The 21,822-nt window shown below is 36.4% G+C and carries 35 protein-coding genes; 31 read left to right on the top strand and 4 right to left on the bottom strand.

Annotated features, from left to right (window positions below; translation table 11 throughout):
• Window positions 1-25: 25 nt before the first annotated feature.
• The 10 genes from spoIIAA (at window position 26) to JUJ52_RS04000 (ending at window position 7,561) form a co-directional block, all read left to right on the top strand.
• A complete protein-coding gene (gene spoIIAA / locus JUJ52_RS04045) occupies window positions 26-379 on the top strand; it encodes an anti-sigma F factor antagonist (protein WP_026681067.1) in 354 nt (117 codons plus the stop codon).
• Window positions 376-816 (top strand): anti-sigma F factor, encoded by a 441-nt coding sequence (spoIIAB, locus tag JUJ52_RS04040; protein WP_026681066.1) that lies wholly within the window; start codon window positions 376-378, stop codon window positions 814-816. The genes spoIIAA and spoIIAB overlap by 4 nt, the downstream gene beginning before the upstream one ends.
• Before the next feature lie 15 nt (window positions 817-831).
• Window positions 832-1,587: an RNA polymerase sporulation sigma factor SigF gene (gene sigF / locus JUJ52_RS04035; RefSeq protein WP_026681065.1), complete on the top strand. Its 756-nt coding sequence runs from the start codon at window positions 832-834 to the stop codon at window positions 1,585-1,587.
• Between the two features lie 365 nt (window positions 1,588-1,952).
• Complete coding sequence (locus JUJ52_RS04030; protein WP_026681064.1) at window positions 1,953-2,570, top strand: stage V sporulation protein AA; 618 nt, start codon at window positions 1,953-1,955, stop codon at window positions 2,568-2,570.
• Window positions 2,551-2,979 (top strand): stage V sporulation protein AB, encoded by a 429-nt coding sequence (locus JUJ52_RS04025; protein ID WP_121605078.1) that lies wholly within the window; start codon window positions 2,551-2,553, stop codon window positions 2,977-2,979. The genes JUJ52_RS04030 and JUJ52_RS04025 overlap by 20 nt, the downstream gene beginning before the upstream one ends.
• A gap of 18 nt (window positions 2,980-2,997) precedes the next feature.
• On the top strand, window positions 2,998-4,476 hold the full coding sequence (locus tag JUJ52_RS04020; RefSeq protein WP_121605079.1) for a spore germination protein: 1,479 nt from the start codon (window positions 2,998-3,000) through the stop codon (window positions 4,474-4,476).
• Between the two features lie 210 nt (window positions 4,477-4,686).
• Window positions 4,687-5,994, top strand: a complete 1,308-nt coding sequence (lysA, locus tag JUJ52_RS04015; protein ID WP_121605080.1) for a diaminopimelate decarboxylase — start codon at window positions 4,687-4,689, stop codon at window positions 5,992-5,994.
• 85 nt (window positions 5,995-6,079) lie between these two features.
• Window positions 6,080-6,517 (top strand): peptidylprolyl isomerase, encoded by a 438-nt coding sequence (locus tag JUJ52_RS04010; protein ID WP_026681062.1) that lies wholly within the window; start codon window positions 6,080-6,082, stop codon window positions 6,515-6,517.
• 27 nt (window positions 6,518-6,544) lie between these two features.
• On the top strand, window positions 6,545-7,009 hold the full coding sequence (locus JUJ52_RS04005) for a M50 family metallopeptidase (RefSeq protein ID WP_205388515.1): 465 nt from the start codon (window positions 6,545-6,547) through the stop codon (window positions 7,007-7,009).
• Between the two features lie 180 nt (window positions 7,010-7,189).
• Window positions 7,190-7,561, top strand: a complete 372-nt coding sequence (locus tag JUJ52_RS04000; RefSeq protein WP_026681060.1) for a GNAT family N-acetyltransferase — start codon at window positions 7,190-7,192, stop codon at window positions 7,559-7,561.
• A gap of 65 nt (window positions 7,562-7,626) precedes the next feature.
• Here the strand turns inward: JUJ52_RS04000 and JUJ52_RS03995 are convergent, their stop codons facing one another.
• Window positions 7,627-7,716: a YjcZ family sporulation protein gene (locus JUJ52_RS03995; RefSeq protein ID WP_021291215.1), complete on the bottom strand. Its 90-nt coding sequence runs from the start codon at window positions 7,714-7,716 to the stop codon at window positions 7,627-7,629.
• Between the two features lie 142 nt (window positions 7,717-7,858).
• On the opposite strand from JUJ52_RS03995, the gene JUJ52_RS03990 reads away from it, so the two are divergent.
• The 4 genes from JUJ52_RS03990 (at window position 7,859) to JUJ52_RS03975 (ending at window position 11,088) form a co-directional block, all read left to right on the top strand.
• Window positions 7,859-8,596, top strand: coding sequence for a segregation/condensation protein A (locus JUJ52_RS03990; RefSeq protein ID WP_026681059.1), 738 nt, complete (start codon window positions 7,859-7,861; stop codon window positions 8,594-8,596).
• A gap of 2 nt (window positions 8,597-8,598) precedes the next feature.
• Window positions 8,599-9,195, top strand: coding sequence for an SMC-Scp complex subunit ScpB (gene scpB / locus JUJ52_RS03985; protein ID WP_166530832.1), 597 nt, complete (start codon window positions 8,599-8,601; stop codon window positions 9,193-9,195).
• Between the two features lie 613 nt (window positions 9,196-9,808).
• Window positions 9,809-10,024 (top strand): hypothetical protein, encoded by a 216-nt coding sequence (locus JUJ52_RS03980; RefSeq protein WP_121603973.1) that lies wholly within the window; start codon window positions 9,809-9,811, stop codon window positions 10,022-10,024.
• A gap of 185 nt (window positions 10,025-10,209) precedes the next feature.
• Entirely contained in the window at window positions 10,210-11,088 is an 879-nt protein-coding gene (locus JUJ52_RS03975) for a superoxide dismutase (RefSeq protein ID WP_205388516.1), read from the top strand.
• 189 nt (window positions 11,089-11,277) lie between these two features.
• Here JUJ52_RS03975 and JUJ52_RS03970 read toward each other — a convergent pair whose 3' ends face one another.
• Window positions 11,278-11,439 carry a hypothetical protein gene (locus JUJ52_RS03970; RefSeq protein ID WP_205388517.1) on the bottom strand — a complete coding sequence of 54 codons (162 nt, stop codon included), beginning with the start codon at window positions 11,437-11,439 and terminating at the stop codon, window positions 11,278-11,280.
• Window positions 11,440-11,805: 366 nt separating this feature from the next.
• Here JUJ52_RS03970 and JUJ52_RS03965 point away from each other — a divergent pair, with 366 nt between their 5' ends.
• The 3 genes from JUJ52_RS03965 to JUJ52_RS03955 are packed head-to-tail and all read left to right on the top strand — an operon-like array spanning window position 11,806 to window position 14,030.
• Complete coding sequence (locus JUJ52_RS03965) at window positions 11,806-12,918, top strand: D-alanyl-D-alanine carboxypeptidase family protein (RefSeq protein ID WP_026681056.1); 1,113 nt, start codon at window positions 11,806-11,808, stop codon at window positions 12,916-12,918.
• The gene (locus tag JUJ52_RS03960; RefSeq protein WP_026681055.1) at window positions 12,912-13,496 is read left to right on the top strand and encodes a nucleoside recognition domain-containing protein; all 585 of its coding nucleotides are present in this window, start codon (window positions 12,912-12,914) and stop codon (window positions 13,494-13,496) included. The genes JUJ52_RS03965 and JUJ52_RS03960 overlap by 7 nt, the downstream gene beginning before the upstream one ends.
• Before the next feature lie 3 nt (window positions 13,497-13,499).
• Complete coding sequence (locus tag JUJ52_RS03955; RefSeq protein ID WP_026681054.1) at window positions 13,500-14,030, top strand: spore maturation protein; 531 nt, start codon at window positions 13,500-13,502, stop codon at window positions 14,028-14,030.
• Between the two features lie 148 nt (window positions 14,031-14,178).
• On the opposite strand, the gene JUJ52_RS03950 is transcribed toward JUJ52_RS03955, so the two are convergent.
• Window positions 14,179-15,216 (bottom strand): tyrosine-type recombinase/integrase, encoded by a 1,038-nt coding sequence (locus JUJ52_RS03950; RefSeq protein ID WP_228088834.1) that lies wholly within the window; start codon window positions 15,214-15,216, stop codon window positions 14,179-14,181.
• 79 nt (window positions 15,217-15,295) lie between these two features.
• Window positions 15,296-15,943, bottom strand: a complete 648-nt coding sequence (locus JUJ52_RS03945; protein ID WP_228088833.1) for a LexA family protein — start codon at window positions 15,941-15,943, stop codon at window positions 15,296-15,298.
• A 156-nt stretch (window positions 15,944-16,099) separates the two neighbouring features.
• Here JUJ52_RS03945 and JUJ52_RS03940 point away from each other — a divergent pair, with 156 nt between their 5' ends.
• The 14 genes from JUJ52_RS03940 to JUJ52_RS03875 all read left to right on the top strand — a co-directional run bounded on the left by JUJ52_RS03940 (window position 16,100) and on the right by JUJ52_RS03875 (window position 21,797).
• Window positions 16,100-16,339 (top strand): helix-turn-helix domain-containing protein, encoded by a 240-nt coding sequence (locus JUJ52_RS03940; protein ID WP_228088832.1) that lies wholly within the window; start codon window positions 16,100-16,102, stop codon window positions 16,337-16,339.
• Window positions 16,340-16,351: 12 nt separating this feature from the next.
• Window positions 16,352-16,531, top strand: a complete 180-nt coding sequence (locus JUJ52_RS03935; protein WP_228088839.1) for a hypothetical protein — start codon at window positions 16,352-16,354, stop codon at window positions 16,529-16,531.
• On the top strand, window positions 16,528-17,157 hold the full coding sequence (locus tag JUJ52_RS03930) for a Rha family transcriptional regulator (protein WP_228088831.1): 630 nt from the start codon (window positions 16,528-16,530) through the stop codon (window positions 17,155-17,157). The genes JUJ52_RS03935 and JUJ52_RS03930 overlap by 4 nt, the downstream gene beginning before the upstream one ends.
• 53 nt (window positions 17,158-17,210) lie before the next feature.
• Window positions 17,211-17,420 (top strand): hypothetical protein, encoded by a 210-nt coding sequence (locus JUJ52_RS03925; RefSeq protein WP_228088830.1) that lies wholly within the window; start codon window positions 17,211-17,213, stop codon window positions 17,418-17,420.
• Window positions 17,413-17,637: a hypothetical protein gene (locus JUJ52_RS03920; RefSeq protein ID WP_228088829.1), complete on the top strand. Its 225-nt coding sequence runs from the start codon at window positions 17,413-17,415 to the stop codon at window positions 17,635-17,637. The genes JUJ52_RS03925 and JUJ52_RS03920 overlap by 8 nt, the downstream gene beginning before the upstream one ends.
• A gap of 7 nt (window positions 17,638-17,644) precedes the next feature.
• Window positions 17,645-17,827 carry a hypothetical protein gene (locus JUJ52_RS03915; protein WP_228088828.1) on the top strand — a complete coding sequence of 61 codons (183 nt, stop codon included), beginning with the start codon at window positions 17,645-17,647 and terminating at the stop codon, window positions 17,825-17,827.
• Window positions 17,828-17,866: 39 nt separating this feature from the next.
• Window positions 17,867-18,064 carry a hypothetical protein gene (locus JUJ52_RS03910; RefSeq protein WP_228088827.1) on the top strand — a complete coding sequence of 66 codons (198 nt, stop codon included), beginning with the start codon at window positions 17,867-17,869 and terminating at the stop codon, window positions 18,062-18,064.
• A gap of 15 nt (window positions 18,065-18,079) precedes the next feature.
• Complete coding sequence (locus tag JUJ52_RS03905) at window positions 18,080-18,352, top strand: hypothetical protein (RefSeq protein ID WP_228088826.1); 273 nt, start codon at window positions 18,080-18,082, stop codon at window positions 18,350-18,352.
• Between the two features lie 97 nt (window positions 18,353-18,449).
• On the top strand, window positions 18,450-18,716 hold the full coding sequence (locus tag JUJ52_RS03900) for a hypothetical protein (RefSeq protein ID WP_228088825.1): 267 nt from the start codon (window positions 18,450-18,452) through the stop codon (window positions 18,714-18,716).
• 92 nt (window positions 18,717-18,808) lie between these two features.
• Window positions 18,809-18,997 carry a hypothetical protein gene (locus JUJ52_RS03895; RefSeq protein ID WP_228088824.1) on the top strand — a complete coding sequence of 63 codons (189 nt, stop codon included), beginning with the start codon at window positions 18,809-18,811 and terminating at the stop codon, window positions 18,995-18,997.
• A gap of 47 nt (window positions 18,998-19,044) precedes the next feature.
• Window positions 19,045-19,425 carry a hypothetical protein gene (locus JUJ52_RS03890; protein ID WP_228088823.1) on the top strand — a complete coding sequence of 127 codons (381 nt, stop codon included), beginning with the start codon at window positions 19,045-19,047 and terminating at the stop codon, window positions 19,423-19,425.
• On the top strand, window positions 19,422-20,600 hold the full coding sequence (locus JUJ52_RS03885; RefSeq protein WP_228088822.1) for a DUF2800 domain-containing protein: 1,179 nt from the start codon (window positions 19,422-19,424) through the stop codon (window positions 20,598-20,600). The genes JUJ52_RS03890 and JUJ52_RS03885 overlap by 4 nt, the downstream gene beginning before the upstream one ends.
• A gap of 367 nt (window positions 20,601-20,967) precedes the next feature.
• Window positions 20,968-21,534 carry a DUF2815 family protein gene (locus JUJ52_RS03880; protein WP_228088838.1) on the top strand — a complete coding sequence of 189 codons (567 nt, stop codon included), beginning with the start codon at window positions 20,968-20,970 and terminating at the stop codon, window positions 21,532-21,534.
• 56 nt (window positions 21,535-21,590) lie between these two features.
• Window positions 21,591-21,797, top strand: coding sequence for a helix-turn-helix domain-containing protein (locus JUJ52_RS03875; protein ID WP_228088821.1), 207 nt, complete (start codon window positions 21,591-21,593; stop codon window positions 21,795-21,797).
• Window positions 21,798-21,822 lie beyond the last annotated feature (25 nt).

Genomic DNA, 21,822 nt, shown 5'->3' with positions numbered 1-21,822 from the left:
TTTTGTATAAAAAGGAGGAAAGACTATGGGTCTTAGTTCAACATTTGCTATTAAAGAAGATGTCTTGATCGTCAGACTCTCTGGTGAATTAGATCATCATGAAGCAGAGTTATTACGAAATGAGTGGAAAGAGATTATGTACAAAAATGATGTAAAGCATGTGTTATTAAATCTTGAAGCAATGACTTTTATGGATAGCTCAGGGTTAGGTGTTGTGTTAGGCAGATATAAGGAAGTATTACAACTTGGTGGAGAAATGGTCGTATGTTCTATTTCTCCGCCGGTTAAACGTTTATTTGAAATGTCAGGATTATTTAAAATTGTTCGTCTTGAGGAGAATGAAGCATTTGCATTAGAGACTTTGGGGGTGGCATCATGAAAAATGAAATGGCAGTGCAATTTGCTAGTATTAGCGAAAATGAATCATTTGCTAGAGTTACCGTCGCTGCTTTTGTCAGTCAGGTTGACCCAACAATGGACGAGCTAACAGAAATAAAAACTGTAGTTTCTGAAGCTGTCACAAACTGCATCATTCATGGTTATAATAATGAAGCACATCATCAAGTATATATTACCTGTGCATTAATAGATGGTGAAGTGGAATTAACGATAAAGGACGAGGGAATTGGAATTAGCGATGTGGACGAGGCGCGCCAGCCGCTTTATACTTCCAAGCCAGAATTAGAAAGATCGGGGATGGGCTTTACGATTATTGAGAATTTTATGGATACTGTTGAGGTCATATCCATACCTGATAAAGGAACAACCGTACACATGACTAAGCAGCTTACGAAAAGCAAAACGGTGTGTTCATAGTGAAAGGTTCTGCCTATGAATGTTAACGTAAAAGGTGATAACAGAAACGAGACCTTGACGGATGAAGAAGTAAAAGGACTAATCGACAAAAGTCAAAAGGGAGATAAAGCAGCACGAGATATATTAGTAGAAAAAAATATCCGTCTCGTATGGTCCGTTGTACAACGATTTATAAATAGAGGATATGACCCCGATGATTTATTTCAAATTGGAAGTATTGGTTTAATAAAATCAATAGATAAGTTTGATCTTTCGTATGATGTACGCTTTTCAACTTATGCAGTACCAATGATAATCGGTGAAATCCAACGGTTTATTCGAGATGACGGTACTGTCAAAGTTAGTCGTTCTCTTAAAGAGACAGGTAATAGAATCCGTAAAAAGAAAGATGAATTAACAAAACAACTAGGCAGATCACCAACCGTGAACGAGATTGCAGATGCGTTAGAAATTTCTTCTGAAGATGTTGTTCACGCTCAAGAAGCTGGAAAATCACCACAGTCTATTCATGAAACAGTATTTGAAAATGATGGAGATCCAATTACTCTACTAGATCAAATATCAGATCAGGATTCAAAATGGTTCGAAAAACTAACCCTGCAAGAAGCTATTAGGGGGTTGAGTGAAAGAGAAAGATTAATTGTTTACTTGAGATATTATAAAGATCAGACACAATCAGAAGTAGCAGATCGACTTGGGATATCGCAAGTTCAAGTATCTAGGCTGGAGAAAAAGATTTTACATGAGATGAAAGTAAATATTGATTCATAAAATGGAAAAACATTCGTAAGTACGAAAATACAGAAAAAATAATGCTGTTTATCTCTACAAGTTCAAAAGAAATTAATATATGTAAAAACCGAACGATAATCCGATTATACGAAGTTAATATCCGGATATTAGTTCGGTTTTTATCGTTTATTTTATTAAAAGAGGAATGTATATTGGTCAGTTAATCATAGCTGATTATGTTCTTCCTGAAACCTTTCCCGTAAGTATAATTAGCTTAGAATTATTATTCGTTTTTACATATATTCGATTTAGCGATGTCCAAACCTGTATTAGTAATTCTTCGTGATAATTATTGCAATAATGACAAATACTAGCTATAGATTAACGCAATAAGGGATGATTTTATGGCAGAACAGGTATATTTACGAATGAAAAAAAATATGGAGATAATAGGTTATCAAGAATTAAAGCTTAAAGATATTGCATATCTTTCGACTAATGCGTCAGAGAAAGAAAAGCTGGAAAATTTACCTATTTATCGAATAACAAAAAAAGATAAAAACATTGTAATCCTTGACAGCTTTTTAATTATAGAGCATTTAAATCATGATTTCACCAACCTGGAATTCCAACTAATCGGACCACCGCAAACCATAATACGTATCCAAGAGAAAAAGAAGTCACCATCCGTAATGATTGCAATTGGTGTTTGGATTCTTTTATTCGTTGGGACAGCGATGACGATTATGAATTTCCATTATGATGTGAGTATGCAGGAAGTTCACCAAAAAATTCATTACTTACTAACAGGTCAAGAAAAAGAATTTCCATTATGGCTTCAAATTCCCTATTCGTTTGGATTAGGTATTGGCATGTTATTGTTCTTTAACCATTGGTTTAATAAACGGTTTAATGAAGAGCCCAGCCCCTTAGAAGTAGAAATTTATAACTATCAGCAGGATCTCGATAATTATGTGATTCATTATGAGAATAAATTAAACGATGCCCCCCCTCCTAAATAGCCTCATCGAATTAATTATTGGCTTTGCTGGTGGTCTTGCTGTTGGGGGTGGTTATGTAGCATTTATTACTGTCTTAGGTATTGTTCCTCGGCTTATTCAACTGAGTAAAACAGAACCATTTCTTAATATTTATGCGGCATGTATTTTGCTTGGGTCACTTTTTGGTACGTTTTTGTCATTCACTAATATTACCTGGAATTACTCCTTTGTATTTATTATGATCTGGGGTATATTACAAGGAATATTTAACGGAATGCTTGCTGCAGCATTAACCGAGGTTTTAAATGTATTCCCAATACTATATAAACGAATAGGTATTGAAAAGCACACAATGTGGCTATTAATGGCAATTGTGTTTGGTAAAATAGCTGGATCGATATTTCAATGGGTTTATTTTGTAAAACAATAAGAATCGAGGCGATACATGATGAATAATAAAGATAAGAAAATACCAATCTCTCCAAAAATAAAGGATACAGAAAACTATTTAAAAAAACGACTTGGTATCGGTGTATCGTTTGATCTTGGGTTTCGTGAAATTGTACTTTTGAAAAGAAAGGTACAAATATATTATGTAACTGGTTTATGTGATTCCATCATCATTCAAGATTTAATAAAAGAATTAGTGAATTTAAATGATCATGAGTCAAATAGCAAAAAGCTACCAGAGATTATAGAAAATCGTTTACTCCATCAACAGGTGAATCAAGCAAAAACAATGGATGAAGCAGTGGATCAAATGCTATCAGGACTCATTGTTGTGTTTGTAGATGGTGAGGATTACGCATTTATTGTTGACGTTAGGAATTATCCGGGAAGAACCCCAGAAGAACCTGATACAGAACGTGTTGTTCGTGGTTCACGTGATGGATACACGGAAAACATTATTGAAAATACTGCTTTGACTAGAAGAAGGATTCGAGATGCTAGACTACGGAATGAAATGTTAAAAGTGGGTGAGCGATCAAAAACAGACGTATGTCTTAGTTATATTCAGGATGTTGCGGATGAAGGATTAATACATCTTATAAAAGAACGAATTGAGGCAATTGAAATTGATGGTATCTCGATGGCAGATAAAACAATTGATGAATTTATCATAAATCGTAAATGGATACCATACCCACTCGTTCGTTATACAGAAAGACCGGACGTAGCAGCTAATCACCTACTGGAAGGTCATGTATTAATTACGGTTGATACATCGCCCAGTGTGATCATATTACCAACGACTTTTTTTCATCATTTACAGCATGCTGAAGAATATCGACAAACACCAGCCATCGGAACGTTTGTGCGTTGGATTCGATTTTTTGCAGTTTTTGCTTCCATGTACTTGTTACCATTATGGTTATTATTTGTAATGGAGCCGGAGCTATTACCAAAAGAGTTGGCTTTTATCGGGCCAAATGAAGACGGTAATATATCTATTCCGGTTCAAATTGTAATGGCGATGGTCGGAATTGAATTTTTACGAATGGCAGCAATCCATACGCCAAATCCGCTTTCAACCTCGATGGGATTGATTGCTGCTGTATTGATTGGACAAATTGCTATTGATGTGGGAATGTTTAGTCCGGAAGTAATCCTCTATGTCTCTATAAGCGCAATTGGATCTTATGTAACACCAAGTTATGAGCTTAGTATCTCGAATAAAATTGTTAACATCCTGTTTGTTATTATTACCGGCATGTTTGGACTTTATGGGTTTATTGGGTTATTCTTGGTTCACCTCATCGTATTAGCAAGCTTAAAATCCTTAAAAACACCTTATTTATGGCCGTTTATGCCATTTAATGCAAAAGCCATGCTACATACGATTGTGCGAATCCCTATGCCGTTTACAAATAGTCGACCTAGTATTGTCCACCCGAAAAATAATTACCGTCAACCCTCAAAAAAATAGAACAAATAAACATACTAATGGTAGTGGGTAAAGTCATCAACCAATGATTTCACCCATTATTTTTCTTTTAGAGTTATAGTGAGACTAGTTTTAATCGTTCGAATTATGATGTGAATAATATACTTTTGAGCCATCCTCTTTTCATTTATATTTTATTATGATAAAGTTTTTAATTATAAATTCAGAAAACCATTATGGAGGACTTTCACAATGATTATTGATAACCATCCATTTGAGGTAAACGACAAAGGGCATCTAGTTATAGGTGGGGCAGATGCTGTCGAACTTGCACAAAAGTATGGCACACCACTATATGTCTATGATGTAAATATAATACGTAACAATTGCAAAGCATTTATCGAGACCTTTGATAAAATGGAGGTTACAGCTAAAGTTGCCTATGCAAGTAAAGCTTTTTCAAGTATTGCTATGTTACAAATAATGAAACAGGAGAACATGTGTTTAGATGTGGTTTCTGAGGGCGAATTGTACACAGCGCTGCAAGCAGAATTTCCAACTGAAAAAATCCATCTCCATGGAAATAATAAAAGTTTGAATGAGCTGCGCATGGCAATTGAAAACGATATTGGTTGTATAGTGGTTGATAATTTTCGAGAAATTGAGCTTATTGGAAGATTATTAAAGGAATATAACAAGCAAATGGATGTTTTAATGCGTGTTACACCTGGAATAGAGTCGAAGACGCATCAATACATAATGACTGGTAATGAAGATTCAAAATTCGGCTTTAATCTGAATAACGGCCAAGCTGAAGAAGCCTTTAAATTATTGTGGAATCATGAATTTATTAAGTTTAAAGGATTACATTGCCACATAGGATCACAAATCTTCGAAACAGATCGTTTCTTGATCGCTACAGAGGTATTATTCCAAGAACTTAAAAACTGGAAGAATACGTATGGATTCATACCTGAAGTATTAAATCTAGGTGGAGGTTATGGAATTCGCTATACTTCAGAAGAATCGCCAATTTCTTATGATATCTATGTTAAAGAACTGGTGACAGAAGTCAAAAAACATGTACAAATGCTAGCAATACCAATGCCTGAAATATGGTTAGAGCCAGGAAGAGCTATTGCTGGAAATGCAGGACTAACACTATATACAGTAGGTGCTATTAAACATATCCCTGGTATTAGAAATTATGTATCTGTCGATGGCGGTATGACAGATAACTTAAGGCCAGCGTTATACCAAGCTAAATACGAGGCTGTAATAGCAAATAAAGCCAGTGCTCCTCCAATCAGCGAAGTATCAATCGCTGGTAAATGTTGTGAATCAGGCGACATGTTAATTTGGGATCTTCCTCTTCCGAAAGTAGATCATGGCGATATTCTCGCTGTTTTTTCAACTGGTGCGTATGGATATTCGATGGCAAATCACTATAATCGTTTTGCTAAACCAGCTGTCGTTTTTGTAGAGGATAGCCAAGATAAATTAGTTGTTAAACGTGAGAGCTATCAAGATATTATTAGTCACGATTTAAGTTACGAATAGTACTGATGTCAACAACAATTCTTTTCTTTCGTTAAATTAAGTGATAAAATGTACGATAGTTGAAAATAGAAAAGGAGACTTAAACATGGCTAAAAAAGGATATATTGTAATGGAAAATAATAATAAAATTGAATTTGATTTATATGAAGACGCAGCACCAAATACAGTTGCTAACTTTGAAAAATTGGTGAATGATGGATTTTATAATGGTTTAACATTTCATCGTGTAATTCCAGGTTTCGTAAGTCAAGGAGGCTGCCCAAATGGTAACGGAACTGGTTCAGCAGGATATACGATTAAGTGTGAAACAGAAGGTAATCCACATAAACATTTAGAAGGATCACTATCAATGGCTCATGCTGGCAAAGATACAGGAAGCTGTCAATTTTTCATTGTACATGAGCCACAACCACATCTTAACGGGGTTCATACCGTTTTTGGACAAGTGACATCTGGTATTGAATTTGCTAAATCAATGCAAAATGGCGATGTGATGAAGGAAGTAAAAGTGTACAGCGAATAGGTTTGTTTTTCCTAAAGGATGGAATAGATGGAATTGATAATGCTTGTTTATTTACTAGCAATAATTGCTCCAATTAGTATATTTATACATGAATTTGGCCATGCTATAGCTGCATGGTTGGTTGGTGCAGACCGAATCTATATATCTATTGGGACAGGCAAAAAAGGAATATCCTTTAATTTCAATAAATTTTATATTACGCTGTTTCCACTATTTTTCTTGGGTGGGATCGCATTAAGTGAGCGGACTCCTAGTTATCGACCACGTGAAAAGATTCTTATTTCGCTGTTTGGCCCAGTTATGAGTGGATGTGTATCTGTTATACTTTGGGCTATTCATCAGAGCCATCCTAACCCCTTTATTCATCTATCGATGTTATTTAACGGTTGGATAGCTTTAATGAATTTGTTACCTTTTGCATACAAAGGGAAACAGACAGATGGGTATAAAATGTTACAGCTTGTACGAAAGAAAAAATGGATTAACAAATAACATTCACATATAAATAGTAATTCTAAATTTGACAAATACGTTTTTACATGCATAAATATAATTACAAACTCCAACTGTAGCTTATGGAATAATACTACAGAAATTTACAACGTCTAACTACGCGGAATATAATTAACTTCCCAAAGTTTTCATAAGTTATAACGTTAATGAGGGGTATCTATGTTAATACGCTTTAAGAAGAACTTAGAAAAAATTGCAATGGGTTTATTATCTTTTATGCCAGAAGAAAAAGATGTAAAAAAATTGCAACAAACGATAAAAGAATATGAAACAAATCCAGATTGGCATCTTTATTTGTGGAAAGAAGAAGATATTTTAGGTGCTATAGGGGTTAGGGTTGAAGGCGAAATTAACGCTGTTATTCAGCATGTTTCTGTGAACCCTTCACATCGTAATCTCGGGATTGGCAAAAAGATGATGAACGAAGTAACTCGCCTTTATCAGGATAAATATGCTGTTTGTGCTGAAGAGGAGATACAGCATTTTTATTCAAAATGCGATGCATTTAAGGAAGAGAAGGATAAGGAATAAAAAGCCAGCCCTATATTGGGGCCGGCTTTTATTTTCGTGTGCTGGTTAACATGTAAGTTATTTACTTAGAGCCAAGCAGCACCGACAATAATTAATAAAATGAACAATACAACGATTAACGCGAATCCTCCGCCGTATCCATATCCACCACTCATGATGAAATACCTCCTTTTTCTTCTTAGCATAAATGTTTTGTGATAACATTTATCTTACATTAATAACGTATGACGGTAGATCAATTCGTGTATGGGCGTTTATAATTAATGATATAATTTTTGAATGAAGGGACGGAATAAGTTGAATCAAGCTTACCAGGTTAAATTAGATACATTTGAAGGCCCGCTTGATTTATTACTGCATTTGATTAATCAATACGAGATTGATATTTATGATATTCCGGTTGCAACAATTACAGAGCAGTATATGACTTATATTCATACAATGCAACGCCTTGAATTAAATATTGCAAGTGAATATTTAGTTATGGCAGCGACGCTTGTTGAGATTAAAAGTCAAATGCTACTACCAAAGCCCGAGTTAGAGGAAGAATCGGAGGAATATATGGAAGACCCACGGGAAGAATTGATGCAGCGATTAATAGAATATAGAAAGTATAAGGAAGCAGCTGTCCAGCTACAGGAGAAGGAAATAGAAGCAAATCAGATTTTCACAAGGCCACCTATCGAATTTGATAATTATGTACAGGAAGTCCCTGCAGTCGTTCAAGGTGATACCTCCGTATATGATATGTTAAATGCATTGAATAAAATGTTAGAGCGAAAGAAATGGAATCAACCACTAGATACAAAAATTAAGCGAGCAGAAATATCTATTGAGCAAAGAATGGAAGAGGTTTTACGTGTTGTAAATGAAGCAAAGGATGGAATATTATTTGATGATCTATTTACATATCAATCACGATCACACATCGTTGTAACATTTATTGCTCTTTTAGAATTAATGAAAGAGAATCAAGTATATTGTGAACAAACGGAACAGTTGGAAGCTTTATATGTGTATAACATGGAGGAATAAAGGTGGAAATTACGAAATTAAAGGCAATTGTTGAAGGTCTGTTGTTTGCTTCAGGAAATGAAGGAATAACGATTAAACAGTTGTCTAAAGTATTAGAAATTACGGAAGCAACAGTCGAACACTTAATTGAAGAGCTTAAGTATGACTATGACAATACCGATCGGGGCATTATGATCATGCAGGCTCATGAAGTATATCATTTAACAACAAAACCAGAGCATAGTCCTTATTATAAAAAGCTGTTAGAAACTCCTCAAACGACAAGGATGTCTCAAGCCGCGTTAGAAACTCTTGCAATTATTGCCTATCAGCAGCCAATTACAAGAACAGAAATAGAAGAAATTAGAGGAGTAAAGAGTGATCGACCAGTTCAAACGCTTCTTTCTCGGCTTTTAATTGAAGAGGTGGGGAGAAAGGATAGCGTAGGAAAACCCATATTATTTGCTACCTCTAAAGAGTTTTTAACTTATTTTGGTTTGACATCACTTGAGGAGTTACCACCACTTCCAGAAAATACAGGGTCAGATGAGCTGGAATCGGAGGCGGATTTGTTTTTTGAACGATTCAGCGAAAACCTATCGAATAGAAATACAGACTAATTTAATATGCTATATGTTGCTTTAAAGTAACGAATGTACTGATTCATTTAAATAAAAAGCGCGTTGCAATATACCTTCAACTGGAAGTGCAAGTTCCTTGAAGAAGCGGCAAGCGTTTTTTTGTAGTCTAGGAAATTATAAAAATTGCCTATGTAGATAAATATGGGCGTGTTGAGCCGTGTCCAGCTCCAGCACCCAGAAACGTAGCGACTCCATGAATCGCCCTAATCTAAGTCCTCATTGGCTCACAAGCTCACCGTATTTCCTTTATCTCCATTGGCTCACTCCAGTAATTACGTTTCTAATCGGGCGCTAGCGCTTTTGTTCTAAGTTAAGAAAGTATAAAATCAGTGCAATGACTGCGTTAAGCCAAGTAGTTATTTTGAAATGTTTGATGTATATTGGCAATGCTCCGACGAATTGCTTCGCTTTCCGCGGGCACGGGCCTCAACTAACTTTGCAAAGAAGAACACGTTGCAAAGTGGATTTTCGGCTCGCGCTAATCCCGCAGGAGTCTACGTAATTCGTCTCCGCTATGAGAAGGTGCAACAATTCTTGTCATAAGTAAATAGGTTGACTTTTTTTACAATGGGTAAAGTGAAAATCGCTATCCGTGAGTATAAAAGCAGCTGTGTTACTTCATGCTAGCGTTGTAGAGCCTGATAATAGCGAAGGCCGGCCACTTCAACTCCTGTGGGAAATGTTTGACCTGAAGATCCACTTTTTTGAGCGGGTTTTGCTAAAAAAGTTAGCTGAAGGACAAACCCCACGGAAAGGGAAGTGGGCAGCCGGAGTGGTGGTCAAGCAAGCAGTAGCTATTATTCCATAATAGCTACTAGAGGAAGCGTAAATCTGAGCATTTAGTGATAAGGACTGAGCGAATTTTGCTCCGTTTTTCTTATGCGGTGAAGCAGAATGTCGAACGATTAAAAACCATTCTAATAAGTAATCTGTCCTCTTTACCTATATGCACAGACAGAGCAAATGGGCATATGGTACATAGAGGTGGTTAATATGGATAATACAGTACATCAATATTTAAATGATCTTATGGATTGGGGAAATGACATAAGTCGGGGGTTAGATGAATCTCTATCGCAAGACAAAAATGAACAAATATTGGAACGCTTAAGAAGTTGGCAATCTACCATTCTTCACTTAAAGGAATCGGAACAATTCATCAGTCAACATGACTTAACAGCAATAAATGCAGAAGGAGAGCGAATTTTGTTTGATATCAAACATTCGAAACAAATAAACAATAGAAATAAGGGAATTCCATATGGACAACGGAAACTTCCGGCTCTGCCATATGCATACAATGCGCTCGAACCTTACATTAGTGAAGAAATAATGCGATTACATCATGACAAGCATCATCAAGGTTATGTCGATGGATTAAATAAAGCGGAGAAAGAACTATATATTAAAAAGCCAGATGCTAAATTTATGAAATATTGGCTTAGGGAACAAGCTTTTCATGGATCAGGACACCAACTGCATACCATTTTTTGGTTCAATATGACTCCCAATTCAACAAAGCAGCCAGAAGGTGAATTATCGCAAAAATTGAACAACGATTTTGGCACATGGGAGCAATTTAAATCGTTGTTTACCAAAACTGCAACCTCCGTTGAAGGAGATGGTTGGGCTCTTCTATATTGGAACCCGAGGAACGGAAAGCTAGGGGTTCAGTCCTTTGAAAAACATCAATTCTTTCAAATTGCTGATATCATCCCCTTATTAGTATTAGATATGTGGGAACATGCTTATTACTTGCAATATAAAACCGACAAAAAAGCATATATCGAGAATTGGTGGAATGTTGTCAATTGGAATAATGTAAATAATAGGTATAAAAAAGCCAAAAGTCTAATGTGGAACTTATTCTAATTGATGTGCAGTATCTATAAATTACAAAAGTAGGTTATAAACTGCTGTTCCTTTAATGAACAATTGGCATAGGTATTTTGTTAATGCATTTGAGGGCGTTCTTAGCTGTGCGAGGAAGTTGAAGCCATGCCCGCGGAAAGTGAAGTATTTTGGATGGAGTGATGATAGAACTTCTTTGAAGTAAACAGATTAAAAAATAAAGTACTTTTGTCCATGCCTCAACGTGTTAGGCTTTTTTTGAACTGTTAAAGGATCTCCATTACTAAAGGTTCGATATGAAATGCTTCCATTAGCTTTCATGCATACAGACGTCTCATTTGCTTTTCTATATATATCTAATTCTTCACTCATGTAAATCCTTCCCACGCTCTATAAATTCACATCGCATATTCAATAAAGAGAAACTTCCATCCGTGGGGGATTTGTTTATCGCCTACGGATGGTTAGTACCACAAGAGTATGACCTAAAGGTCCTTGAACCAATCGGACATTTACTGGCAGTGGACTCCACACTTTCCCATATTGCTTTTCCTTTATTACTTGAAGTAGGGGTCTTACTGCCAGTTATATGAGGGATAAATCCTAAAAACCAGTAAAGAACAATAATGTAAGTCAATCATAATAGAATATCTAACGCGAAACTGTTTCTTTTAATCATATCTCAATTGTACATGCATAAACTGTATAGACAACACCACCGTAGGAGGAAACCTGCTTATGCGCATTGTAACAGTTGGTATAATAGTACTTATTATCTTGCTATTTTTCCCTTCCATTGGACAAGCAAAGCCGGAAATATCTGGTCAAAATGCGATATTAATGGAGCAATCTACTGGTAGAGTATTATTTGAAAAGAATGCTCATGATCCAGAATCGATTGCGAGTATTACGAAAATTATGACCGCGATTATTGCAATTGAATCGGGGAAAATGCAAGAGAAGGCAAAGACAAGCCGAAAAGCAATATACACGGAGGGCTCCTCGATTTATTTAGAGCAGGGAGAAAAAATGACAATTAACGATCTGGTTTATGGGCTTATGCTTCGATCAGGGAATGATGCAGCTGTTGCTATAAGTGAGCATATTGGCGGGAGTGAAGAGGGGTTTGTTTATCTCATGAACGAAAAAGCGAAATGGCTTGGGATGAATCATACACACTTCGATAACCCTCATGGTCTTGATTCGGATAGCCATTATTCTTCTGCATACGATATGGCAATCTTAATGAGCTACGCAATGAAAAATAAAACGTTTAGAAAAATTACAGGTGCCCAATCGTATTTGTCAGAAAATCGAACATACAGCTGGCAAAATAAAAATAAATTATTAACGCAATATTATGATTATTGCACTGGTGGAAAAACAGGCTATACCAAAAAAACGGGAAGAACACTCGTATCTTCCGCTGAAAAGGATGGAATGAGCCTTATAGCTGTAACATTAGATGCTCCAGATGATTGGCGTGATCATATCCAGATGTTTGAATGGGGGTTTACGAATTATGATATGGAAAAAATTGCAGAGGAGAAATCTATATCCTTTAAGTTAAATGAAAGCTCCAAAGTAATGTCCGGCTATATGCAGGATGATATTGCGTACCCCCTAACCGATAAAGAAAAAGCGAAAGTAACAAATCAATTGTATATAGTAAAGGATGCATCGGAAATAACCAGTGAACGAATCGGTAAAAATGTATTCTACTTAGATGGCAAAGAAATTGCCGAAACGGATGTATTACGAAATGAACAAAAATTAGAACAGCGGAAAACTATTTTTGAGTCATTTATATCGTTGCTTCAACAAGTAGTTGGTGTTGGTGTCAAATGGTAAATGTGATTTGGGCTGCTATGGCACTAGTTGGAATTTTCTACGCCATGCTAAATGGAACAATGGACAAGGTTAACGAGGCAATTTTCGAAAGTGCAAATGAAGCCGTAACATTGTCCATTGGGCTAATAAGTGTGCTTGTATTTTGGTTAGGTATTATGAAAATTGCTGAAGAAGCAGGTATTCTAAGTATCCTTGCAAGGCTCTTTCGTCCAATAGTCGTCCGGTTATTTCCGGATATCCCCAAAGATCATCCAGCTATTGGTTATATACTTTCTAATTTTACTGCCAATATATTTGGTTTAGGAAATGCAGCTACTCCTATGGGAATAAAAGCAATGGAGCAAATGAAACAATTAAGTGGAGATGATACTGCTTCACGATCGATGATTACATTTCTGGCCTTAAATACATCTAGCCTCACGTTAATACCAACTACGGTAATTGCTATTCGAATGCAGTACAATTCCGTTTCTCCTACAGAAATTGTAGGGGCAACGATATTAGCTACATTGGTTTCTTCTTTAAGTGCCATAGTAATTGATCGTATTTTTCATTATAAGAGCAAGTGGAGGACATAAGTGATGGAATTAATAACGACAGTGAGCGCCTGGTTAATCCCTTGTTTTATCGCAATTGTTTTGGTTACAGCTACGTTTAAGAAAGTTCCCTCATATGAATTATTTGTTGAAGGAGGAAAGGAAGGAGTCAAAATGGCATTTTCCTTACTTCCTTTTTTAGTTGGTATGATTGTGTCAATATCCATACTTCGTAGCTCTGGTGCACTAGAAGCTTTTATTCAGTTGATATCCCCCTTGTTAACGATGGTTGGGATACCACCCGATATCATTCCCCTAGCTTTAGTAAGACCCATATCAGGTACTGCTGCACTGGGAATGACAACAGAATTAATTGATACACACGGCCCCGATTCATTTATTGGTAGGTTAGCATCAACGATGCAGGGCAGTACGGATACAACACTATATATTTTAACAATATATTTTGGTGCTATTGGAATTAAAAAGATGCGATATGCGTTGAAAGTTGGACTATTAGCTGATTTAATTGGTATAATAGCATCAATCGTTATTGTATCCATATTATTTGGATAAGACTTAAGAGTGGCGTTAACTTCTTGATAACTTTCAGGTTGATTAACAACCATTAAAACACTTGATTTATAAGGGTTTATAGATTTTTTTCATTCGTGTAAAATTCTATAAAATTTTACACGTAATATACAAGTAATAGACAAAATTTCTAAATCAAGTCAATAGCTTTTATCAGTTCCTCGATGTTTTTATGGGTGTATACTTTTTCCGTGATGTCCCGAGAAGCATGTCCCATTATTTTCTTAACAGCTACTTTGTTAGCTCCCGCATTATCCATTAGTGTAGCAAATGTATGTCTACAATCGTGGGCTTTATGGTTCAATTTTAAAGATGTCGTAAGCGGTACCCAGTAGTCTTTTCGAAAACTATTATAGGTCATTTTATCTCCAAGACTGTTTCTAACTAAATACTTTTTGTTTGAGTCCATCCGTTTTTCAATTAGCGGAAGGATTTTTTTATTTATTGGTATGATGCGATCTTTACCTGCTTCTGTTTTTATTCCACCAACTAAATATCTTTCATTAAGGTTAATGTTATTGCTCTCTACCTCTAATAGTTCACTTGGTCGCATGCCTGTATAAATCATTATAAGAGCCATATCAGCGTTTTCTGCTTTTTCTATGTTATCCCATAGTTTTTTAATTTCAACATCAGAAAACGGCTCTCTGTCACTATTTGTTTCATCTTTACCTAGTTCTATAAATTTTGAGTAATCTTTTTCTACAATATCGTTTTGCAAAGCAAATTTAAAAAGTTGATTGTATAGAGTCTTGATTCTTTTCTTCATGCTGTAGGACTTATCTAATCCACTAATAACCGCCTGCATATGTGCCTTTTTAATATCTTTAAAAGGTATTGCATGTAACGTATCTGATAAAGCATAGGCAGCATTATATCCTCTTATATTACTATCAGAAAAAGAAGAGTATTTTTCTTTTTTCCACAGCTGGAATACTTCTTCAAACGTTACCTTTTTATTATCGATGTCATAAGGGTTTTTATTATATTCTGCAAGAGCAATCATGGCTTCAGGTCTTGTTTCAAAGTATCCAATTGTTTTGTATTTTTGCTTCGCTTTTTCTGTTTTGTTGTCTACCTCCCAACCAACTGTAATTCTTGCGCAAAAAGGTTTTCTTCGTTTACCAGATAACTTAAATACAGATCCATACCCATTTGGGTTTTTCATATTTTTTCAACTCCTTCGAGTTTTATAAAAAAAAGAGGCAGGTAGCTAGTCTGCCTGTTAAATTATCAACGTTGGTAATTTAATCTAGTTCCACAATGTAGACAACAACTTTTCCATGGATCATCAAATCAGCATTATCTATATTCGTTCTGTACTCCCCAAACATAACATCAGTCGAATCTGGTTTAAAAAGTATTTCGTCACCACGGCGATAATACCTTTTGACTGCATAATCACCTCCATCACTATAGACTACAATGTCTCCATCCTTCAATCCCGAAAAAGACACCGGCTTAATCGCAATTAATGATCCATGAGTTATAACTCTGTTCATTGAATCTCCATTGACTCTCATTAAAAAGATGTCGGAATGAACTGCCCACTTACCCATGATGTTGTCAGGTATAGAAAGGTACTCCAAGTCATTTTCATCAAGACTTTTTATTTCTAATGGAAGACCCGCAGATACAGTAGCTGGGATAAAAGGAAATTCAATATAATTAATTGTTGCTTCGTCTTCTGATTCAATCATGATGTCAACTGGTGAGACGTCCAAGACACTTGCGAATTTAGGTATATCATCCATTGGTATTTTTCTTGTTCCATTTTCATATCTTGAGATTGTCCCTTTTGTAACACCAACTCTATTGGCAAGTTCAACTGCTGATAGCCCTTTTATTTTCCTTAATTTTTTAATATACTGAGCGATTTCGATTGAGTTTCTCATGTGTATCACCTCCTAAAACAAATTATATCATGTTTCCTGTTAGGAAACAATAATTAATAAAAAATATTATTTCCAAGTATTTAAAGAAAATTCGTTGACACAATGGAAACTATGTTTTATTATTGACTCAACAAAGAGACGAAAGAGGGTGATAAAGTGAGATTCAATTATAACCGTCTAAAGGCAGAAAGAATCGCTCAAGGATTAACTGTTCAAGAAATGGCTGATGTTCTTGGTATTTCCAAAAGTGCTTATTCTAAAAAAGAAAATGGGAAAATTGCCCTAACTGTGGAGGACTTTTCTTTGATAGCAAATAAGTTGGAAGTATCTAAAGACAGAATGGAAATTTTTTTTACGAAAAAAGTTTCCGTAATGGAAACCGAAAAGATTTCATAAGGAGGGAAGGAATTGAACACTGTGTCGGTTCAAGATGCTGCCAAAAAATTAGGGAAGTCAGAACAGTTTATAAGGATAGGCCTACAACAAAACATTTTGCCTATAGGAGTAGCAGTTAAAATGTCGTCAAAGTGGACATATCATATTTCTCCAAAGTTGTTGAATGAATATATAGGAGGGGAGAACTCATGAACGAGTTAATAAAAAGTGATATCAAAATGACCAGCTTAGATATTGCAGAAATTGTAGGGAAGAAACATCAACATGTTATGCGAGATTATCGGAAGGAGATTAAAGAATTAGAGGAAGAAATCAACCAGTCCATTTTTGGACTCGTTACTTATAAAGATAAAAAAGGCGAAAAAAGACCATGTTACACCTTCGGCAAAGACGGAGCAATGCAACTAGCTTTAAAGTATGATGCTAAAACTCGTTTCAAAGTAATTAAGAGAATTGAGGAATTGGAAAACAGCCAACAAAACTTCATGTTACCTGGCACTTATAAAGAAGCCTTGATTCAACTGGTAGGGCAAGTAGAGGAAAACGAAAAACTTCAAACCAAGAACTTAGTTCTGACGCAACAAAACAGTGAATTACAGCCAAAAGCGTCTTACTATGACACGGTGCTTCAGAATAAGTTGCTATTATCTGTCAGCAAAATAGCTAAAGATTATGGTATGAGTGCTATCAAGTTAAATAAAAAACTACATGAGTTAGGCATTCAGTTCAAACAAGCACACATGTCATTGATGCCGATAATTCTAGAATCAGTACAAAGTGAACGCAAAAAGGACGGTTGTTCATTTATGAAATTTTGAAACGTGAAGGGGTCCTGCCATTGATAGAACGAGAAGAAAAGGAGGCTAATTAAATGATTTATATCAAAGCTAAATTAAATAGGGACGTAGAAATAAAAGTTGATTTATATGGCGATGAATTTCGATCTTTCTGTCCAAAGTGTGCAAAAGAATTTGACATCAGCATTGAAGAAGTTGCTGACCTTGTAAAAGATGGTCGCGACTTAGCTGGTACGGCTATTTATTGTTTAGAGTGTTCTTCTAAGGTGAACCAAAATGTCTGAAAAAATACCAGCCGCTAAACATTTACAAGAGCATGAACTGAAAATGTTGAAAAATACGCATGAAGCACACAACCAAGCTATGGGTACTGAAGAACGCAAACATTATAGCCTAGATAACATTAAGAAAGTAAAGCGTAATTTTCCTGAACGTTGCTTTGAAGTGCATTACGAAAACGGTGAATGGTTTAAATATTATATCAACGGGACTTGGGGGTGAGGTGAAGGTGCATGTTAACGATCGAATTATTGTAACTGATAAGTATGAGACTACTAACGGTAGACACATTGGAGTGAAAGGGATAATTGTTCATGTTGATGATGAGTCAAGATATCCAATTACAGTTAGTTTAGATAATGGTGAATTAGAAGCATTTACAAAGGATGAATTAACAACAATTCAATTGTAGAGAGGGAATTAATAATGACAAATCAAATGGTGAACCAAAATGACAGATCCTAATCAATTACATTTACAGCTGTTACAAAAAAGATTCGACGACATTTTAAGTAACTATCCAGAAATACGTAAACAACGTGCTGAGTTATTACAGAAAGACATGGAAATGCTCTTTTCATTACCAAATGAAAAAGTACATTCAGGAATAGCTAACTTATATGAAAAAGTTAAAGAAACTGCTAGATGAAGGAGGGGAATAACAATGACTCATCCATCCAACTTGGAAATGTTTAAAAAGGATGATCAGGATAAGGCTAACAAAAATTTAAACTTATTTGATAGCGATTTGATGGTTGCTTTGGAGAGTGTAGCGACAGCTGAGTTTTCTAAAGCAGCGACACATTTTAGAAATGTTGCAAGCTATATGGACAATCTAGCAATCTTACGTAATGAAAAGGACCAGTGGGATAAAACAACGGAGGATATTAAGGGAAACGAGAAAAAGAAAGATGCCATCAGGAGGCACTGGTTTTGAACAAACTCATAGAATCGGATTGGACATATGTAGTGTTATTTGCAGTTGTGGCACTTGGTAATTGGTTTCTACTTATTAATTATTGAGGAGGACTCAAGTGAAAAGCAGACATATCTCCTATGGGAGTGAAACGTTTTATGAAAAGAGTATCTACCTCCTTCCTCTCGAATGGGGTGAAAAATTTATTCAGAGAAAAGGGAGCTACTATGATTATGTTGCTGAATTTTATATGACTGCTGACCAAGAAAAAGCAGTAAGGGAAACAATGGTTGGCTATTACGGATTCCGAGAAATTAAAACGAACAACCTTTATCGTGTTTTTGTTAAAGGAAGAAAGATTGTAAGGGTAGCATGTATTTCTTAGAAAGGAGGTGAGGATATGAAGCTAGGAAGTTTCGCAGGTGCACTGGCTATAGCTTTGATTATAGCAATAATTATTTAAGAGAGGTGAGTTAAGTGGGTAACTGTTTTGAAGATGAAACTGGTAAGTCACCTGAAGAATTAACAAAGGAAGAGTTCATCAATCTATCTGATGACTTGAAATGGCTTGCCTATGAAAATTTAATAGAAATGTTCTATGGCGTTTCTGGTGAGTTAGAAGAGTTAGAAGAGTTAGAAGAAAAACTCACTGACGGCAATCAGTGAGCTCATACCAAATAGTCAACATTATCATAACACAGGAGGTCAAATAAATGAAAGTAGAAGTGAATATAAACGCACCAGAATTAGTAGGTGCTTTGAATAATTTAGCGAATGCGTTGGGGTCTGCACCAGTAGTTGAATCGAAGCCAGTCAAACAGAAGGACAAGCCTGATTCGAAAAAAGAAACGAAGAAGGAGACACCTAAGGAAGAGAAAAAGTCTAAAAAAGAGGAACCGAAACCGGAAAAAGAAGAGAAACAAGAGGCTGAGGTCCCTGCTATTGAAGACATACGTGCTAAGACGGCAGAAGTCTCCAAGTCTGGTAAAAAGGCTGAAATCAAAGAACTTCTTAGTGAATTAGGTGTGAATGCAATTTCAAAGATTCCGGAAGAAAAGCGTGCCGAGTACTTAGAAAGGTTGGAGAATCTATGAGCCAAAACCACGCAGAGCGAGCACACGCCAAGTTAAGTGCATCTGGCTCTAGTAGATGGTTAGCTTGTCCAGGTAGTGTGAAGCTAGAAAGTCAATACCCAGATGTCACCACGTCATTTGCTGAAGAGGGAACTGCAGCGCATGAATTATCCGAACTCATGCTGCAGTATAAGATTGGCGAAATAACAAAGCGCCAGTATTCCGGGCGATTGAAAAAACACAAGAAGGGTGAGTATTTCAGCCAAGAAATGCTTGACCACTGTGAGAACTACACAGATCTTGTAGTGGAGAGAGTAAACGAAGCTAAAGCAAAAACGAAAGACGCCTTGGTGCTTTTAGAACAACGTCTCGATTTTTCTCAGTGGGTACCTGAAGGGTTTGGAACTGGCGACGTGTTGGTTATAGCTGATGGGGTTATGGAGGTCATCGATTTAAAGTATGGCAAAGGTGTACTTGTTTCAGCAGAAAACAACAGTCAAATGCGTTTATATGGATTAGGTGCGTACAACGAATATGATTTGCTCTATGATATCGAAACGGTCCGTATGACGATCATTCAACCAAGATTGGACAGTGTTTCTACGGAGGAGTTAGCTGCAGATGAACTTTTAAAGTGGGCGGAAGAAGTAGTCAAGCCTACTGCAGAAGAAGCAGCTGAGGGTAGTGAGACTTTTGAAGCTGGCTCTCACTGTCGCTTTTGTAAAGCAAGAGCTGAATGTCGAGTGAGGGCGGAGGCTAATCTTGAATTGGCCAAACATGAATTTAAAGAGCCAGATCTCCTAAGCCCTGTTGAAATTGCCGACGTCTTGGCCAAGGCAGATGAGCTGAAATCATGGGTGTCTGATATCGAGGGACATGCGCTGGATCAAGCCTACAAACATGGGGTGTCTTATCCTGGTTGGAAGGTGGTTGAAGGTAGAAGCAACCGTATCTATGCCGATAAAGAAGCTGTCCAAGATCTATTAATCTTAGAAGGCTACAGTGAGGATGAGATTCATAAACCTACGGAAATCAAAGGCATCACAGATATGCAGAAAGCGTTAGGTAAAAAACAGTTCGATACCTTATTGAAAGACTTTATCATCAAACCGCCAGGAAAACCAAAACTTGCTCCAGAGTCGGACAAGCGTCCAGCGTTATCATCTGCAGCAAGTGCGGCTGAGGATTTCAAGTAATGGGAGAAACTGTTGAGTTAATCCATGAAGGATACATTTGCCAGCATTGCGGTGAGCTACTAGACGGCGATGATCCGGGTTATCCGAGGAGCTGTGAAGATTGTGAGGAATTTTAAAATTGTACGGGATATATAGTACCGTATCAAAAAAGTTTGTTTTTGGTATTACTGAACCGTCAAAGACCAAAGCCTACAAAGTTTTACGTAAGAAGATAGGTAGTGACTGGATGAAATATCGCTTTGAGGCTAGAAAAATTCCAAATTCGAAAGGTCTGAAATCAATGGGCGATATAGCTGATGATCATGTAGATCAATTTTCCTCTGGAAGATGGGGAACTAATTTTAAACAACAAAGGAGAAATGAAAAAATGGCAGTTACAAATACAGATACAAAAGTGATTACAGGAAAAGTACGTTTAAGCTTTGCGAATATTTGGGAGCCGAAATCCATTAACGGAGGGGATGCTAAGTATAGCACTTCCATACTCATTCCAAAGTCAGATAAAACAACAATGAAAAAAATTAAAGCAGCTGTTGAAACAGCAAAAGAACTTGGCAAGAACGAAAAATGGGGAGGTAAGATTCCTAAAAACATCCATACTCCAGTTCGTGATGGAGACGAAGAAGCAGATGAAAAAGGGGAGGCATACGAAGACCACTATTTCCTAAATGCTTCTAGTAAAAACAAGCCAGGTATTGTGGACCGTCATCGTGAAGAAATTATCGATACGACTGAAGTGTACAGCGGTTGTTACGTTCGAGTTAGCATTAACTTTTATCCTTTCGATACGAACGGAAATAAAGGGGTTGCTGTAGGTTTAAATAACATTCAGAAATGGGAAGATGGGGACTTCTTAGGTGGCCGTAGTCGTGCAGAAGATGACTTTGACGATCTAGAAGATGATGGAGACGATGATGACGACTTTTTAAGCTAAGAAACAGGGGGAGTTTTTACTCCCTCTTTCTATTAAACTAGCTCGGAGGTATTTTCATGAGTTCTGTACATTGTAATTTAAGGGTACTTATGGCTGAACGGCAATTAAATATACAGCAAATTAAAGATAAAACTACTTTATCAAGAACGACTATCTCAAATTTGTATAACAATAAAGGTGCTGGGGTTCGGTTTAGCACGATTTCACAACTGTGTAAATTGTTAAATTGTCAACCAGGCGATTTATTTAGGTACCAGGAATAAATTAACTATCTTATTTGGAGGTACT

Origin of the sequence: Virgibacillus sp. AGTR (assembly GCF_016919725.2) — a bacterium.
In the GTDB taxonomy this organism is placed as follows: Bacteria; Bacillota; Bacilli; order Bacillales; family Amphibacillaceae; genus Virgibacillus; species Virgibacillus salarius.
Note: the sequence above shows the minus strand (reverse complement) of the source record. Positions and strands in the feature narration are given on the sequence as shown.

What these genes read in the sequence shown, in the direction of transcription:
- spoIIAA (WP_026681067.1), top strand. Translation starts at nt 26, where the DNA reads ATGGGTCTTAGTTCAACATTTGCTATTAAAGAAGATGTCTTGATCGTC.
- spoIIAB (WP_026681066.1), top strand. Translation starts at nt 376, where the DNA reads ATGAAAAATGAAATGGCAGTGCAATTTGCTAGTATTAGCGAAAATGAA.
- sigF (WP_026681065.1), top strand. Translation starts at nt 832, where the DNA reads ATGAATGTTAACGTAAAAGGTGATAACAGAAACGAGACCTTGACGGAT.
- JUJ52_RS04030 (WP_026681064.1), top strand. Translation starts at nt 1,953, where the DNA reads ATGGCAGAACAGGTATATTTACGAATGAAAAAAAATATGGAGATAATA.
- JUJ52_RS04025 (WP_121605078.1), top strand. Translation starts at nt 2,551, where the DNA reads ATGCCCCCCCTCCTAAATAGCCTCATCGAATTAATTATTGGCTTTGCT.
- JUJ52_RS04020 (WP_121605079.1), top strand. Translation starts at nt 2,998, where the DNA reads ATGAATAATAAAGATAAGAAAATACCAATCTCTCCAAAAATAAAGGAT.
- lysA (WP_121605080.1), top strand. Translation starts at nt 4,687, where the DNA reads ATGATTATTGATAACCATCCATTTGAGGTAAACGACAAAGGGCATCTA.
- JUJ52_RS04010 (WP_026681062.1), top strand. Translation starts at nt 6,080, where the DNA reads ATGGCTAAAAAAGGATATATTGTAATGGAAAATAATAATAAAATTGAA.
- JUJ52_RS04005 (WP_205388515.1), top strand. Translation starts at nt 6,545, where the DNA reads ATGGAATTGATAATGCTTGTTTATTTACTAGCAATAATTGCTCCAATT.
- JUJ52_RS04000 (WP_026681060.1), top strand. Translation starts at nt 7,190, where the DNA reads ATGTTAATACGCTTTAAGAAGAACTTAGAAAAAATTGCAATGGGTTTA.
- JUJ52_RS03995 (WP_021291215.1), bottom strand. Translation starts at nt 7,716, where the DNA reads ATGAGTGGTGGATATGGATACGGCGGAGGATTCGCGTTAATCGTTGTA.
- JUJ52_RS03975 (WP_205388516.1), top strand. Translation starts at nt 10,210, where the DNA reads ATGGATAATACAGTACATCAATATTTAAATGATCTTATGGATTGGGGA.
- JUJ52_RS03970 (WP_205388517.1), bottom strand. Translation starts at nt 11,439, where the DNA reads ATGAGTGAAGAATTAGATATATATAGAAAAGCAAATGAGACGTCTGTA.
- JUJ52_RS03965 (WP_026681056.1), top strand. Translation starts at nt 11,806, where the DNA reads ATGCGCATTGTAACAGTTGGTATAATAGTACTTATTATCTTGCTATTT.
- JUJ52_RS03960 (WP_026681055.1), top strand. Translation starts at nt 12,912, where the DNA reads ATGGTAAATGTGATTTGGGCTGCTATGGCACTAGTTGGAATTTTCTAC.
- JUJ52_RS03955 (WP_026681054.1), top strand. Translation starts at nt 13,500, where the DNA reads ATGGAATTAATAACGACAGTGAGCGCCTGGTTAATCCCTTGTTTTATC.
- JUJ52_RS03950 (WP_228088834.1), bottom strand. Translation starts at nt 15,216, where the DNA reads ATGAAAAACCCAAATGGGTATGGATCTGTATTTAAGTTATCTGGTAAA.
- JUJ52_RS03945 (WP_228088833.1), bottom strand. Translation starts at nt 15,943, where the DNA reads ATGAGAAACTCAATCGAAATCGCTCAGTATATTAAAAAATTAAGGAAA.
- JUJ52_RS03930 (WP_228088831.1), top strand. Translation starts at nt 16,528, where the DNA reads ATGAACGAGTTAATAAAAAGTGATATCAAAATGACCAGCTTAGATATT.
- JUJ52_RS03925 (WP_228088830.1), top strand. Translation starts at nt 17,211, where the DNA reads ATGATTTATATCAAAGCTAAATTAAATAGGGACGTAGAAATAAAAGTT.
- JUJ52_RS03920 (WP_228088829.1), top strand. Translation starts at nt 17,413, where the DNA reads ATGTCTGAAAAAATACCAGCCGCTAAACATTTACAAGAGCATGAACTG.
- JUJ52_RS03910 (WP_228088827.1), top strand. Translation starts at nt 17,867, where the DNA reads ATGACAGATCCTAATCAATTACATTTACAGCTGTTACAAAAAAGATTC.
- JUJ52_RS03905 (WP_228088826.1), top strand. Translation starts at nt 18,080, where the DNA reads ATGACTCATCCATCCAACTTGGAAATGTTTAAAAAGGATGATCAGGAT.
- JUJ52_RS03890 (WP_228088823.1), top strand. Translation starts at nt 19,045, where the DNA reads ATGAAAGTAGAAGTGAATATAAACGCACCAGAATTAGTAGGTGCTTTG.
- JUJ52_RS03885 (WP_228088822.1), top strand. Translation starts at nt 19,422, where the DNA reads ATGAGCCAAAACCACGCAGAGCGAGCACACGCCAAGTTAAGTGCATCT.
- JUJ52_RS03880 (WP_228088838.1), top strand. Translation starts at nt 20,968, where the DNA reads ATGGCAGTTACAAATACAGATACAAAAGTGATTACAGGAAAAGTACGT.
- JUJ52_RS03875 (WP_228088821.1), top strand. Translation starts at nt 21,591, where the DNA reads ATGAGTTCTGTACATTGTAATTTAAGGGTACTTATGGCTGAACGGCAA.